The organism is Polyangium mundeleinium (assembly GCF_028369105.1).
GTDB classification, from domain to species: Bacteria; Myxococcota_A; Polyangia; order Polyangiales; family Polyangiaceae; genus Polyangium; species Polyangium mundeleinium.
The window spans coordinates 4487852-4501987 of the sequence record NZ_JAQNDO010000001.1; the positions used below are offsets into that span (position 1 = coordinate 4487852).

Here is a 14136-nt window from a genome sequence, read left to right on the forward strand (position 1 = left end):
CCGCGCAAGGTGCGATGGATCTCTGAGCCGAGCGAAGAACGACCGCGCGTGTGGCAGTCCCTGCTCGCGAAGGTCAAGCGCACGATCAAGGAGCAGCCGCTCCGGAAGCTCCAGACGATCGGAGGCCGCCAGCTCGAGTTCCTGTACGCGAACGAGATGGTAGGCGACGACAAGATCGAGCTGAAGGCGGGCGTGGCCTTCTGCTTTCGCCGCTACCACGAGCTGATCCAAGATCTCGTGCGCGGCGCGTGGGTGCGCTTCGTGCGGGGGCTGAGAGAGAACCAGCCTCTGCTCGGGCAGACCGTCGACCTCGACGAGTTCATGTTCGGCTCAGAACGCGCAGATCTCTCGGCCGCTCGCCCCGTCCTGTTCGACTTCCAGGAGGGCCGCTGCTTCTACTGCGAGGGCGCGTTGCAGAGCCGCGTGGAGGTCGACCACTTCGTGCCCTGGTCGTTCTACCCCGTCGACCTCGGCCACAACTTCGTCCTCGCCCACGCGAGCTGCAACGCCGCGAAGAAGGACCGCCTTGCCGCCTACAAGCACCTTCACCGCTGGTGCGATCGGAACGTCGAGCAGGGGACGGAGCTTGGCGCCGCGTTCGATGAGGTCGGGGTTTTGCACGACCTGCAAGCCTCTTGGAGAGTGACCTCATGGGCCTACGGGCAGGCTGCAGCGGCCGGGGTGCACGTGTGGACGATGGGGGCGAAGAGCGTACCGCTTGACCGGAGATGGCTGGGACTGCAGGGGATGAGGCTTTGATGCGCAGGAAAATGCCCGTGCGATACCGGATCGGGTGCCTCCGCAACCTTCTGCACGAGTGTCTGGCGGCCTCATGATCCCCGATGGAGGTGAGGGCGCCATGGGCCGCTGCGTGCGCTGTGTCGCCGAGGCGGCCGGTCTATGTGTCCGCTGCCATGCGCCCGTGTGCGGCGACTGCTGCGTGCTCACGGAGGGCGGCATGAAGGTCTGGGCGATCTGCCTCGCGTGCGAGGACCACGACGGCCGGTCACTGCGCCGGGGCTGGGCGATGATCATCGGTTGGATCGCGCTGCCGATTTTGGCGCTTGCCGGGCTGGTCGCGGCTGCTCGAATGGCTCAGCCGCTGGTGAGCGGGCTTTTGAGAACGATGCCACTCGCAACCTCCGCAGGCTACGCGCGTACCCAAGAGCGTCTGGGGATCCCCGGCGACCCAGTACAAGCTCGCGCCGGTCGTCGTCATTTATCCCGATCCCGTGCTCTTAAGCGAGGGGGCAGCCAATGTCAGTGCCCAGGCACGCCGTAGCGACACTGACTCTACCGACATTAAGGTTTTTGAGACGTCGCTCATGCTTGGTGTCGGCTGGATACTCGCTGTAGAGGTTGCAGGCAGCGCGGATGTGCTGGTCGGAAGTTGCACGGGTTCACTGGTGATACCTGAAACCGCCGTCCCCATGACCGACGGGGCAGGAGTAGATTGTGGTTGTGATGTGAGGCGCGGAGACGTCGGCAATTTACCAAGCTTCGCGACGAACAATGTGTGCGCCTTGTTCTTATCGACCTCGGACCAATTCTTCTGCCGAATGGCCATCTCGGCCTCAAACGGACGGCGCAAGCGCCCGCTCTGCAAGTCATCAAGAAGCTGCGATACCACCTCCTCGATCTGTTCTTGCGAGGGGCGCTTATGTGGCCTGTCTGGTTCCGCGCAGGATTTCACCGTAACCGGAACCGCCGGCTGCAATACCTGCGTACTGGCAGCAGGTGCTGGTGTAGGGGTCGGGAGAGCTTGAGGGCTCGCAACCGGGGGGGCGGCTGCTGCGGGTTGCTTGGGAGGCTGTGTCGAAGCGAGAACTGCGGCGTGAGCCGGTTTCGCTGCGGGCGCTGAACCTCGCTTCGTGATGGGACGCCCCATGCCCTGCAATACCTTATCAGCAGAGCGGTTCATTGCCTGGAGGTACGCGGTCATCTCCTGGCCCATCGCTTGTAGGGCAGTCTGATACGATTGCGGATCGGCGCAGTGTGCCTTGAGGTAATGGATGTAGCCGTCGTCGGCGAGCGCGCTGCCGCCGTTCTTGAAGAAGCGGTCGAGTTTCTTGTAGATCCGCGCGTTTCTGGGGTCCTCCTCGCGCAGCGCCGCGTACAAGGTGTAGAGCCGCTCCAGCGTCGGCTTGCACCGCTCCAGGTAGCTCTGGATCGCGATGAACGTCGGCCAGGGGAGGAGCTTGCCGTCGTCCCGGGCTAAAACGTCGTTCGCGGGTATGGTGCCTCTCCCAAGGCTCGGGGTGCGCGAAGCGCTCGACGTGCGTCGAGCGATCAGTGCCTTCACCTCCGCGAGCTGCCGGTGGAACGCCTGCCCGCCGCTGGGGGCCATGAAAAGCGCGTCCACGGCTGTCATCGGCGGCGCCTTCAAGATTCCCTCGCTCTCGAGCTCGAACAGGGCCTGAACGGCAGCGAGGACATCGACGCGAGACGTGTCTGGACGCTGCGGCGGTAGCTCTCGCTGCCCCTGCACCTGTGCGTCGCGGGTCGCCGCAGTGCGCGCCTCGACCGAGGTTGCAAGCGCGCTGAGCTTCTTCTCGATCGCAGAGATCTCCTCGCCCAACGCCCGCGCCTCCTGCGCGCTCGCTGTGTCCAGGCCCGCCGCGAGGCGTGCCAAGCGCTTCTTGGCGTCCAAGAGGGGCTCGACCACGCCGCGTACGAGGGATGCGATGCCGCTGCGTGGGTGGCGAGGCTGGGGCGTCTCCTTCACGCCGAGCTCGATAACAGCCTGCTTCACGGTGCGGCATTGCCCCGAGGCAACCGCCTCGGCGACGGCCGCCTGCTTCTCCGGCGCGATCCGGGTGATCTGCAGGAGCACGCGCTTCTGGTCCTCGAGCGGCGTGCCGCGGATAGCCTTCTTCGTGTCGTCGCCGAGCCGCGCGATCTTCACGTCTTCCTGGATGGTCCGGATGGAGAGGCCCGTCTTCGCGGCGGTGTCCTCGGCGAAGGACGCGACCGTCGCGTCTTTCGCCTTCTTGCCACCACCCTTCTTTCCAGGCGCGCCGCCGTGCTTCGTCTCGGGGTAGAGTTGCTCGTGGATGTCCTTCCGCCGCAGCATGTGTTCCCCACGCTCGAGCATCGTGAGCTCGGTCCGCATCAGGTTTTCGTCGAGCTCCATGAGCTCGGCCTGAAGATCGGACACCTCGATGATGCGCGCGAGGATCGTGTCACGGCCGAGCTGCCGATGGGCTTCGAGCCGGTGCGCGCCGCAAACGAGGACGAGGCGCCCGTCCTGTAGACGACGCACGACAATCGGCTCGATGAGGCCGGCCTGCGCGATCGATGCAACGAGCGGCGTCACGTTGCGGAGCCGTCGGGCCCGGTGCTTGGGTACGACGATCTTGACGAGCGAGATCTCGCGGACCTCTTCCGTGTTCGTCCCATTCCGTGCGCTCAGCTTTTGCTTATTGGGCATCATGTTGGTTTTCCGCGGGGTTCGTACCTGCGTACAGTGCAGTTGCCCGCTACAGAACCGAGAGACTGATCATCAAGTTACATCGGGCGACTTCACGAGCTCGTCGCGACTCAAGTTCCGGCGCCGTCGTCTCGCCCTGATGCGCTTCTTCACCCACGCCACGATCTGCGGCACCTCCTCGGGCGTGAACCCCCAGGTCTTGCGCGGATGCGCCAGTAGCTGACCTGGGGGCAGCTCCTTCCCCTTGAACCTGCGGAGCGTGCTTTCCGCGCAGCCGGCCTGACGGGCCACTTCCTGGAGCGGGATGAGCTCCGTGTCGGAGAACAAGCGCGTCTTCTCCTTGAGCGTCTCCCGGATGCTCTTCACCTGCTCGGGGGTGAAGAGGCGGATCTTGCGAGTACCCCGCCGAGCTACCGGATCGAAGAGCTTGCCCTCCAGCCGTCGCAGGGTCGTCGTCCCTATCCCGAGCTGCCGAGCGACATCGGCCGCTGTGAGGTACCCGTTCGCCCGGTACCTAGCGGTCTCCATGGTCATGGCACTGGGGTTGTGGGCCGGAAGGTAGCGCGGGATCCCTCGGGCATGGTGCCACGGCAGCACCCGGATTTTCCGTCCGCACCCGCACTGACAGTAGTGCCCACGCAGGTTCTCCTCCTCTACCCACTTGGAAAGGCTGAACTTTTCGGAAGGGACACGGACGGTTCCCACGACGTGCAGATGTGGGTCAGAGGCACCGGGCTTGGGCAAGACCATGCTGGCGCGGCGGCTGCCGACGATCTTGCCGCCGCTCTCGTACGACGAGGCCCTCGAAGTGACGGCGATTCACTCCGTCGCCGGGCTCCTGCCCTCGGATCGAGGACTCTCGCAGGCGAGGCCGTTTCGCGCGCCCCACCACACTGTGAGCCCCGCGGGCCTCGTGGGCGGGGGGGACCCGATCCGGCCCGGCGAGGTCTCGCTCGCGCACCACGGCTGCCTCTTCCTCGACGAATTGCTCGAATTCAAGCGGAGTGCGCTCGAGGTGCTGCGGCAGCCGCTCGAAGACGGCCTCGTCACGATCTGCCGTGCGCAGAGCCGCGTGACGTTCCCGGCGAGGCCGCTCGTGATCGCCGCGGTGAACCCGTGCCCGTGCGGGCTCTTCGGCGACGAGAAGCGCCGCTGCGCCTGCACCCCCGAGCGCGTGCGGGGGTATCGAGCGCGCTTGTCCGGGCCGCTCCTCGATCGGCTCGATCTGCAGGTGCCGCTGCCGCCCGTGGACGTCTCGCACCTCGGCGGCAAGGGGCGCGGGGAGGCGAGCGCGGAGGTGCGGCGGCGCGTGATCACGGCGCGGGCGATTCAGGCGGCGCGCCGGGAGGCGGGCGAGACGAGCGCCCTTTCGAATGCGGATCTCGGCCCGCGCGACGTCGAGCAGGTGGCGACGCCGGACGCGGCGGGCCGGGCGATCCTCGGGCAAGCGGTGGAGCGGCTCGGCCTCTCGGCGCGGGCGTACGGCAAGGTGCTGCGCGTGGCGCGGACGATCGCGGATCTCGACGGCGGCACGCCGGTGCGGGCGAGCCACGTGGCCGAGGCGATTCAGGCGCGGCTGCTCGATCGCGACGGCGTGGCGGGGGGCCGACGCTAGGCGATCCGGAAAAACGATTTTTCTTAGCAACTGATCTCGGCGGCGGTCGAAGTAACGGGCAAGAAAGGCGGATACACCGATGATGACGGAGCTTTTGGAGAAGATGCGTACGGTGAAGACGGTCGTGGGCTCGATCGAGAAGCAATTCGGCAAGGGGGCGATCATGTCGCTCGGGGACGAGGCGGAGACGGACGTGCGGGTCATCGGCACGGGTGCGATGGCCCTCGACGCCGCGCTTGGCATCGGCGGTTATCCGCGCGGCCGGATCGTCGAGATCTACGGCCCCGAGAGCGGCGGCAAGACGACGCTCACCCTGCACGCGATGCGCGAGGCCCAGGGGGCGGGGGGCGTGGCGGCGTTCATCGACGCCGAGCACGCGTTCGACGTGAGTTATGCGCGCGCCGTCGGGGTCGACACGGAGCGACTGCTCGTCTCGCAGCCGGATTGCGGGGAGCAGGCGCTCGAGATCGCCGAGACCCTCACGCGCAGCGGCGCGGTCGACATCGTGGTTGTCGACTCCGTGGCGGCGCTCGTGCCCAAGGCGGAAATTGAGGGCGACATGGGCGACGCGCACATGGGGCTCCAGGCGCGGCTCATGAGCCAGGCGCTCCGCAAGCTCACGGCGATCGCGCACCGGACGGGCACGACGCTCGTGTTCATCAACCAGCTCCGGCAGAAGATCGGGGTCACGTTCGGCAACCCCGAGACGACGACGGGCGGCAATGCGCTGAAGTTTTACGCGAGCGTACGGCTCGACGTGCGCCGCATCGGTCCGGTGAAGGTCGGCGACGAGGCGGTGGGCTCGCGGACGCGGGTGAAGGTGGTCAAGAACAAGCTCGCGCCGCCCTTCCGCGAGGCGGAGTTCGACATTCGCTGGGGGACCGGCGTCGACGCGGCCTCGGACCTCATCGATTACGGCTGCCAGATCGGCATCGTCGAGAAGAGCGGGGCGCACCTCTCCTTCAGCGGCGAGCACCTCGGGCAGGGGCGCGAGCGCGCGCGGGAGACGCTGCTCACGAACGAGCGGCTCTACGCCGCCCTGCGCGCCGCGGTGATCGCGGGCTCGGAGGCGCGCGTGGGCGCGCGGGCGGCGGAGAAGGCGGCCTGACCAGGCAATCCAGGAAAAACCATTCGAACGAACGACGACGGAACGGAGGACGACATGAGCGACGGCATGAACAGGGTGGTACTTCTCGGCAACCTCGGCGCGGATCCGGAGCTCCGGTACGCGGGCAGCGGGACGGCGGTGCTTCAATTCCGGATGGCGACGAACGAGTCGTTCCTCGACAGGAACCGCGAGCTCACGGAGCGGACCGAGTGGCACAACGTGGTCGTCTTTGGCCCGCGCGCGGAGGGCCTCGCGCGTGTGCTCGGCAAGGGATCGTGCGTGCTCGTGGAGGGGACGCTGCGCACGTCGAGTTACGAGAAGGACGGCCAGAAGCGGTACAAGACCGAGGTGCACGCGCGTGACATCTGCCTCGCGGGCGGGCCCTCGCCGGCGCCGCACCGCGAGCACGCGGGGGCGCTGCGTCGCGACGCGGACGACGACATCGCGCCGGTGGAGATGTCGCTCCCGCAGGAGGAGCCCGAGGTCCCGCCGGAGCCCACGCCGCCGGCCCGCCCCCCGCGGAAGCGGAACGGCGCGCCGCCACGAAAAACCGAGATGCTCGAAGAGATGCCGTTCTGAAACGGCATGGGGGGTGACACGGCCCGGGGCGTGCGGAAAACGCGCCCCGGGCCCGCGGCTCGGCCCTTGTGGCAGCCCGGTCCCCGTGGCAAATATCGAGCATACCATGGCACATCGACTTACCACGACGCCCCTGCTTGCCCTTGTCTTCGCTGGTTTCGCTGTCGCCAGCGGCTGCGGCCGATCGTTCCCCGGCACCGGCGACAGCAGCTCGGACGGCGGCGGAGGGTTCGCCGGGCACGGCGGCGGCATCGGCGGTGTGGGCGGCGTCGGTGGTGTGGGCGGTGTGGGCGGCGTCGGTGGTGTGGGCGGGGTGGGCGGGGTGGGCGGCGTCGGTGGCGTGGGTGGCGTCGGTGGCGTGGGCGGCGTCGGTGGCGTCGGCGGTACCATGGGCTTCTGCAGCGACGGCAAGGTCGACGTGGGCGAGGAGTGCGACGACGGCCCGCTGAACAGCGACACCGGCGCTTGCAAGACCACGTGCGAGAAGGCGGTCTGCGGCGACGGGTTCGTGTATGCGGCGGCCGAGGCGTGCGACGACGCCAACGAGATCGACGGCGACGGCTGCAACCACGACTGCATCGTCTCGGGCACGGTGCTCTTCACGCAGAGCCACAGCATCCCGTCGTCGACAGGCGAGGAGATCACGAGCGTCCGGCTGGACCCCAAGGGCAACCTCATCGTCGGCGGGCTCCTCGGCCTGACGGGCACGCCGGATCATTACGACGGGTTCGTAGGCAAGCTCGATCCGGCGGGCAACCCGATGTGGTTTGCCCTGGTCAGCGGCGCGGCGGGCCTCGACGACGCAATTTACGGCGTGGCGGTCGAGCCATCCGGCAACATCGTCGCCGTGGGATACGAGACCCTCGCCGACGGGACGACGAACATGATCGTTCGTCGGTACGACACGAACGGCGGGCTTCTGTGGTCGCAGAGCTACGACGGCGGAGTCGACGGATACGATTTCGCGTGGGGCGTCGCGACACAGGGCGGAGGGCACGTCTACGTCGCCGGGGCCATGATGGCGAACGCCAGCGGGAGTGATTTCGCGGTGCTGAAGTTGTCGATCGTAGACGGCTCGATCATGGGGCAGCGCCTCGTGGACGGGCCGGGCAAGGCCACCGATGCGGCGCAGGGCATCGCGCTCGACGGCAATTTCGCCTATGCCGTCGGCTACGTGACGAACGAGGCGGGCTCGACGGACGTCTTGGTGACCAAGCTGTCGGTCGGCGGCTCCCAGCCGACCGAGTCGTGGACGCGCACCTTCAATGGCGCATTGAACGGCGACGATTACGGGTTCGCAGTCGCGGTCGCCCCGGATGGGACCCTCTTCGTCGGCGGCTCCGAGTCCACGAATTTCGGCCGCGACGCCTGGCTGCGCAAGTACGATTCAAACGGGGACGAGCTCTGGACCGAGACCCACACGAGCCAGGTCCCCGCAGGCCTGGACGCAATCTACGCCGTGGCCACCGACCCGAGCGGCAACGTGATCGTGACGGGCTACGAGATGACCCCCACGCTCTCGACGGACATCTGGACCCGCAAATACGATCCCTCCGGCAAGGAGCTCTGGACCAACGTGTACGGCGGGGCAGGAGACGGCGCCGATTACGGCGAGGGGATCACCACGAACAGCGCCTCCGAGGTGTTCGTCGTGGGCACCGAGCTCACGACGAACGAAGGCTACAACGCCTGGATCCGCAAGTACGCGCCCTGAGAGGGGGTTCATCAGGATTGCGCGCGGCTCGAGCTCAGCACTGGCCAGAACGTCTGCCGTAACGTCATCGCGCGCGAGCGCGCGCCACCGCAGCGAGCGCTCGCGTGGAGAGCGCGCTCGGCGCGAGCTCGTCGGCCCGGCGCACATCCGCCTCGGCCTCGTCGAGCGACCCCGCGCGCAAAGCAAGCAGGCCCCGCGTCAGGTGCGCGCGCGCCCGCTCCACGTCCTCGGCCTTCTCCCGGGCCGCTTGCTCGTCGGGGGTCCAGAACCCTCGCTCCTTGGCCTCAGCGATGATCGTGAAGGCCATGGCAATCGCCGCGAGCGCCTCGTCGCGGCGATTCAGGGCGTCGAGCAGCACAGCGCGGGTCGTGTGGTAGGGCGCGTAGTCGTCGAGTTCGAGGGCTCGATCCACGTCGGCGAGCGCCGCTCCGTGCTCTCCCCGGGCCCAGGCGCGGCTCGCGCGCTGGTGATAGGCGGTCGCGAGGGGGAGTTTTACGTGGTCCCGATCGCCGCGGCGCAACGAATCGGATTTCCAGAGCTCCTCGCCGTCGGCGATGACAACGTTCCAGTCTGGAAAAACCCGGGGCAAGGTCCGCACGACGGGGAACCCCTCGATGTGCGTGGACGGCACGCGGGCGAGCACGGCGAGGATCCCAGCCAAGGAAGCGCCGTCCTCGATTCCGGCGGCCGCGGGCCCCTCCTCGCGAATGCGGCGGAGCGTCCGAAAGGCCTCGCGAGGGGCAGGAGCGAGGGTCTCTCCAGCCGGATGGTTTGCGGCGAGCAGCGAGAAAAAGAAACAAGCGATCAGCCAGATGTCGTGCTCGATGGGCACGCTCGACCCCTGCCAGCGCGGATGGCCGCGCTCTCGTTCGTGGTCCTTGGCGAGCGTCTCGTACATGTCGACCGCCTGGAACCCCGGGATGAGCCAGCGAATCTGCCACTGCCCGTCCTCCTCGACGAGCCGCAGGTGGGACGGGCCGAACAACAGGGGGCCGCACCCGCGCGCATGCAACTGCACCACGACCTCACACGCCTGGAGCGCGCACGTCGCCGCGGCCTCGATCCCCAGAGACGGCCAGGGCCGCGCGGGCGGCGGCTCCGCGAAGACAATGCCCGGACCGACGTGGAGCACGGGCACCGTGTACGGGAGCGCAAGCGATTGCACGGTCCGGGCGACGGTCTCGGTCGCAAGGTCGCGCGTCCAGGTGAACGGGTAGCTCCGCGGATCAACGAGCACGCGCGCGCCGGATTGCCGATCGCTTCCGTGGAGCCAGAATTCGTCTGTCGGCAAGGGGCCCGGCCTGAGATTCCTCCTGCCCCCCCATAGCACTTCCTTCCAAAGCGCCCTCCGCGCGCTGACGACCTCCTCCGGATCCCCGCGCACCACGAAGCGCCCGTCGTCCGGGTATCGCTTCATCGCTGCCCCGCGCGGGCGAAGGCGCGCCGCCGCTGCGTCGCGGCGAGCGCCGTCCCTCCGGCCATCCCGAGGGCGAGCAAGGGCAACAGCCGACGCGCCAGCGTCTCCTCGAGCGGCACCTCGGGCGTGGGCGCGGGGTGCTCGTCCCAGTCGGCCGGGCGCTCGGGCTCCGGCAGGATATCGGCACGCGCAGCTCCTGCCCAAAACCATGCCGTGAGAAGCACGAGGCCACAACCGCCGAGGATACGTCGTCGCACAGGGGGCAAGGATACATCGATGCAATGCCGGCGCGTCAAGTCGTTGATCCTGCGGCGCGAGCGCTGCACGAAAGAAGGGCGCGGACGGGAACGGCAGCGCGGACATGCGCGGGCAATTTGCCCCCGATCCCCCTGACGACTCAGCCAGACTGTGGTCCGGTACGAGCGCCACGCCGAAAACTTCCTCGGCTTCGTCCACCTCGGATGCATCGTCGTGTACCTCAGGACGCTCCTGGACGGTTTACGAGATGAGCTCTACCCTCGATCCGCTCGCGACGCCTGCAAAACACCCTCTGCGCAGAAGGACCCACGCACCCACGATGAAAGCCGTTCTTTGCAAGGCCTTCGGGCCCCCCGAGTCGCTCGTCGTCGAGGATCTCCCGAGCCCCACGCCCGAAGCGGGCCAGGTGATCGTCTCGGTCCACGCAGCCTCGGTCAATTTCCCGGACCTCCTGGTCATCCAAGACAAGTACCAGTTCAAGCCAAGCCTGCCCTTTTCGCCAGGCGGAGAGGTTTCCGGAATCGTCACGTCGGTAGGCGCCGGCGTGACGTCGCTCGCAGTCGGCGATCGGGTGGTCGCCTGGGCTCCGTACGGCTGCTTCGCCGAGGAGGTCGCGCTGGGCGAGGGGCAGGTCATCAAGGTGCCGGACGGGATCGATCCCGTCACGGCCTCGACGCTGCTCGTGGCGTACGGGACGACGCATCACGCGCTGGTCGATCGGGCTGCGCTTCGGGCCGGCGAGACGCTCGTCGTGCTCGGCGCGGCGGGCGGGGTGGGCGTCGCCGCCATCGAGATCGGGAAGCTGCTCGGCGCGCGCGTCATTGCCTGCGCGTCGAGCGACGACAAACTCGAGGTTTGTCGGGCGCGCGGGGCCGACGAGGTCGTGAACTACAGCCGGGAAGACCTGAAGGCGCGGCTGAAGGCGCTCGCACCGAACGGCGCGGACGTCGTGTACGATCCCGTCGGAGGCTCGTTCGCCGAACCGGCGCTGCGCGCGATGGCCTGGCGAGGCCGCTACCTCGTGGTCGGGTTCGCCGCGGGCGACATCCCGAAGATCCCGCTGAACCTCACGCTGCTGAAGGGCTGCTCGATCGTCGGCGTGTTCTGGGGTTCGTTCACGATGCGTGAGCCCGAGCGGTATCGCGAGGGTCTCGCCGAGCTCTTCGGGTGGGTGCGGGACGGTCGCATCCGGCCGCACGTCGATAAGACCTATCCGCTCGAACAGGCGAGCGCGGCGCTCTCCGCGATGGCCGAGCGGCGCGTGAAGGGCAAGGTCGTGCTCGTCACGGAGCGCGGGGCTGCGTCCGCGCGTTGAGCGAAGTGCACGCCGGGGCCTTCTGGCCTACGCTAGCCCCGCCATGACGCCGATCGAAGAGCTCGCCGTTCTCCTCCGGCCCGCGGGGGGCGGGCTTCACCTGGTCTCGACGGGGCGCGCCGAGCAGCTCGCCCTGCAACGCGCGCTCTACCAGGTCACGACCGACGAGGCCGTGCAGGAAAAGCACCTCGAAGCGCTCGCGCGGATCGGCGCGGCGCGCGTCGTGATCCTCGGCGTGCCCTCGGACGTCGGCGCGGGCTTCCGGCGCGGGGCGAACCTCGGCCCCCAGGCGATCCGCTCGCGCTTGCTCGAAGAGCAGCCTGATTTTCCGGCGCGCGCGGCCGGGATGGGCGTCGTCGACATCGGCGATGTCTTCGTCGTCCCCCAGCTCCTCTCGGATGACATGCTGAACGAGGCGCAAAAGGCTGCCTCGCGGAAGGCGCTTTATCCGAATGTCCCCGCGGCTGTGGCCGAACGCTTGCCTGTCTCGCCGCTCTCGATCGCTGAGCGTGCGCTCGACCTCGTCTTTCAGATCAACCCCACCGTAAAGCCCTTCGTCATTGGTGGGGATCATTCGACGGCATGGCCTGTCGCGGCTGCGCTCGCGCGTGTCCGTCCGCCGGCGAAGGAGCGCTGGGGCATCGTGCAGCCCGATGCGCATACCGATCTTTTGCCCGAGCGCCTCGGGATTCGTATGTGCTTCGCGACCTGGTCGTACCATGCGAACGAACTGTTTGGCCGGGATGGACGGCTCGTCCAGGTCGGCACGCGGGCCTCGCGGCACGAGCGGGGCCACTGGGAGCAGGGCCTCGGTGTGCGGCAATTCTGGGCGGACGAATGCCTCGCCAAACCCGAGGCCACCCTCGACGCTCTCCTCGCGCATCTCAAATCGCATGGCGTGACGGGTGTTTATTTCTCCAATGACATCGACGGCACCGACGAGCGGTTTGCCGACGCGACGGGCACGCCGGAGCCTTTTGGGCTCGAGCCGGATTTTGTGGTCGAGTTGATCCGGCGGCTCGGCCGTGAGGTGGGGATCGTCGCGGGGGATGTGATGGAAGTTGCTCCCGTGCTCGGCCCGAGCCCGGAAAGCCAGCGGCGGACCGTCGGGCTCGCGGTGCGTTACCTCGACGAGACGCTCCGCGCGATGCTCGCCGGTCGCTGAGGCCATTCCTCGCGGACCCGTTGACAGCTTTACGTCGCTGCTGTCTCCTCCCGGAAAGTCGGAGGGTCCATGCGTCGTATCGAGCCTCGTCGTAGCAGTGGGTGGAGTGCGGTTCCCGTCGTGATGGCGCTTGCCGTGGGGTCGTGGGGTTGCGCCAGCCTGCCCAAGACGGGCGTCGAGTCCACGGGGGAGCCGCTCAACGTCGAGGTCCGCACCGAGACGCACACGTACGTCACGCAGGCGAAGGTCGGCGAGGTGCAGCACCGCGACTCCTCCGGCCGGCTCGTCGGGACCTCGTCGCTCTACGAGAATCAGGTCGGCTCGTACGACGTCACGCGCTGGCAGGTGTTTCAGGGCGAAACGAACATCGACGATCAGGACTTCTACAGCATCGCGGGGGACGCCGATGCGGCGGCGCAGATCGCGGACTACCGCTCCACCGGCGTGAGCATGAACCGCGTCGGCATCGGGCTCGCGATCGTTGGCGGCGCGGCCATGCTCGCGGGGATCATCCTCGGCTCCTCGCTCACGACGAAGGACGAGTACGGCTTTGAGTCGCGCCCGACGTGGACGACGGCGGCGGCGACGGGCGGCATTATCGTGGGCCTCGTGGGCGGCGGCGTGGCGTGGGCCGGCTACGCGCGGACGAAGCGCGAGCACCCGATCGACGACCCGCAAAAGGCGGCCAACGCCGCGCGCCGGTACAACAAGCAGATCGGCGAGCAGCCCGAGCCTGAAGAGGAAGAGCGCCCGCGCCGCAAGCGGCGGCGGTGATGGATCTAGGGCTGGACCTTGTCGGCGAGATCGAACACCGGCGCGTAGAGCCCGTAGAACGAGAGCCCGACCGCGCCGATGGCGAGCGCGATCCCGCCGCAGAAGAGCCCCACCGCGATCCTGCCTCCGCCTCTTTTGCGCACAAACATTCCCGCCACGGCGAGCGCAACCGCTCCCGCGGCCCCGCCGAGTGGGGTCACGTGGGCGACCACGGCGCGCGTCACGAGCGGCAAGACCGCGCTGCTGCCGAACTCGTCGAACATCTTTGCGAAGGCCGGGAGCGCGAGCCTGTCGAGCAGCACGAGGGCCGTCGCGAGCGAGGCGACGACCAGCGCGAGCACGAAGTCCACGGGGTTCAGGCCCACCACGCGGGCCTCCTGGGGGTCGGCCGGGTTCGTCATGTTCGTTCGTCGCCTCGGGGCGGGGAGTGTACTCGCCCGCCTGCCTCGCGCGCGAGGCCCGCGCCCATGTCGGACCCCCTCCGGGTCTCGCCGACGAGACCCTCGCCCTGATCGGACCTCGCTGCCTGCCTCGCGCGCGAGACCCCCGCCCTGATCGGACTAGCTCCGGGGTCTCGTCGGCGAGACCCCCGCCCTAATCGGACTAGCTCCGGGGTCTCGCCGACGAGCCCCCCGCCCTAATCGGACCTGCTCCGGGTCTCGCCGACGAGACCCCCGCCCTGATCGGACTAGCTCCGGGGTCTCGTCGACGAGGCAAACGGGTGAACTTACGTTGTGTTGTGATGTAGGCTTTGGACCCAC

13 protein-coding genes are annotated in these 14136 nt (G+C 68.2%); 8 read left to right on the forward strand and 5 right to left on the reverse strand.

Going from position 1 to position 14136, the window contains the following annotated elements; genetic code table 11:
• The first annotated feature begins 9 nt into the window (after positions 1-9).
• Positions 10-759 (forward strand): HNH endonuclease domain-containing protein, encoded by a 750-nt coding sequence (locus tag POL67_RS53655; protein ID WP_271918589.1) that lies wholly within the window; start codon positions 10-12, stop codon positions 757-759.
• Between the two features lie 460 nt (positions 760-1219).
• Here POL67_RS53655 and POL67_RS17920 read toward each other — a convergent pair whose 3' ends face one another.
• Both POL67_RS17920 and POL67_RS17925 read right to left on the reverse strand, forming a co-directional pair.
• Entirely contained in the window at positions 1220-3433 is a 2214-nt protein-coding gene (locus POL67_RS17920) for a ParB/RepB/Spo0J family partition protein (RefSeq protein WP_271918590.1), read from the reverse strand.
• A 69-nt stretch (positions 3434-3502) separates the two neighbouring features.
• Positions 3503-3958 carry a MerR family transcriptional regulator gene (locus POL67_RS17925; RefSeq protein ID WP_271918591.1) on the reverse strand — a complete coding sequence of 152 codons (456 nt, stop codon included), beginning with the start codon at positions 3956-3958 and terminating at the stop codon, positions 3503-3505.
• A 208-nt stretch (positions 3959-4166) separates the two neighbouring features.
• Here POL67_RS17925 and POL67_RS17930 point away from each other — a divergent pair, with 208 nt between their 5' ends.
• The 4 genes from POL67_RS17930 (at position 4167) to POL67_RS17945 (ending at position 8446) form a co-directional block, all read left to right on the forward strand.
• Positions 4167-5045: a YifB family Mg chelatase-like AAA ATPase gene (locus tag POL67_RS17930; protein WP_271918592.1), complete on the forward strand. Its 879-nt coding sequence runs from the start codon at positions 4167-4169 to the stop codon at positions 5043-5045.
• A gap of 79 nt (positions 5046-5124) precedes the next feature.
• Entirely contained in the window at positions 5125-6153 is a 1029-nt protein-coding gene (gene recA / locus POL67_RS17935; RefSeq protein ID WP_276075754.1) for a recombinase RecA, read from the forward strand.
• 54 nt (positions 6154-6207) lie between these two features.
• The gene (locus tag POL67_RS17940; protein ID WP_271918593.1) at positions 6208-6732 is read left to right on the forward strand and encodes a single-stranded DNA-binding protein; all 525 of its coding nucleotides are present in this window, start codon (positions 6208-6210) and stop codon (positions 6730-6732) included.
• 106 nt (positions 6733-6838) lie between these two features.
• Positions 6839-8446: a DUF4215 domain-containing protein gene (locus tag POL67_RS17945; RefSeq protein ID WP_271918594.1), complete on the forward strand. Its 1608-nt coding sequence runs from the start codon at positions 6839-6841 to the stop codon at positions 8444-8446.
• 64 nt (positions 8447-8510) lie between these two features.
• Here the strand turns inward: POL67_RS17945 and POL67_RS17950 are convergent, their stop codons facing one another.
• Complete coding sequence (locus POL67_RS17950) at positions 8511-9863, reverse strand: tetratricopeptide repeat protein (RefSeq protein ID WP_271918595.1); 1353 nt, start codon at positions 9861-9863, stop codon at positions 8511-8513.
• Complete coding sequence (locus POL67_RS17955) at positions 9860-10120, reverse strand: hypothetical protein (protein WP_271918596.1); 261 nt, start codon at positions 10118-10120, stop codon at positions 9860-9862. Before POL67_RS17955 ends, POL67_RS17950 begins: the two co-directional genes overlap by 4 nt.
• A 320-nt stretch (positions 10121-10440) precedes the next feature.
• Between POL67_RS17955 and POL67_RS17960 the strand changes: the two genes are divergently transcribed.
• The 3 genes from POL67_RS17960 (at position 10441) to POL67_RS17970 (ending at position 13375) form a co-directional block, all read left to right on the forward strand.
• Complete coding sequence (locus POL67_RS17960) at positions 10441-11436, forward strand: NADPH:quinone oxidoreductase family protein (protein WP_271918597.1); 996 nt, start codon at positions 10441-10443, stop codon at positions 11434-11436.
• Between the two features lie 43 nt (positions 11437-11479).
• Positions 11480-12601: an arginase family protein gene (locus POL67_RS17965; protein WP_271918598.1), complete on the forward strand. Its 1122-nt coding sequence runs from the start codon at positions 11480-11482 to the stop codon at positions 12599-12601.
• A gap of 120 nt (positions 12602-12721) precedes the next feature.
• Positions 12722-13375, forward strand: a complete 654-nt coding sequence (locus POL67_RS17970; protein WP_271918599.1) for a hypothetical protein — start codon at positions 12722-12724, stop codon at positions 13373-13375.
• A gap of 5 nt (positions 13376-13380) precedes the next feature.
• Here the strand turns inward: POL67_RS17970 and POL67_RS17975 are convergent, their stop codons facing one another.
• Entirely contained in the window at positions 13381-13776 is a 396-nt protein-coding gene (locus POL67_RS17975; protein WP_271918600.1) for a hypothetical protein, read from the reverse strand.
• Positions 13777-14136 lie beyond the last annotated feature (360 nt).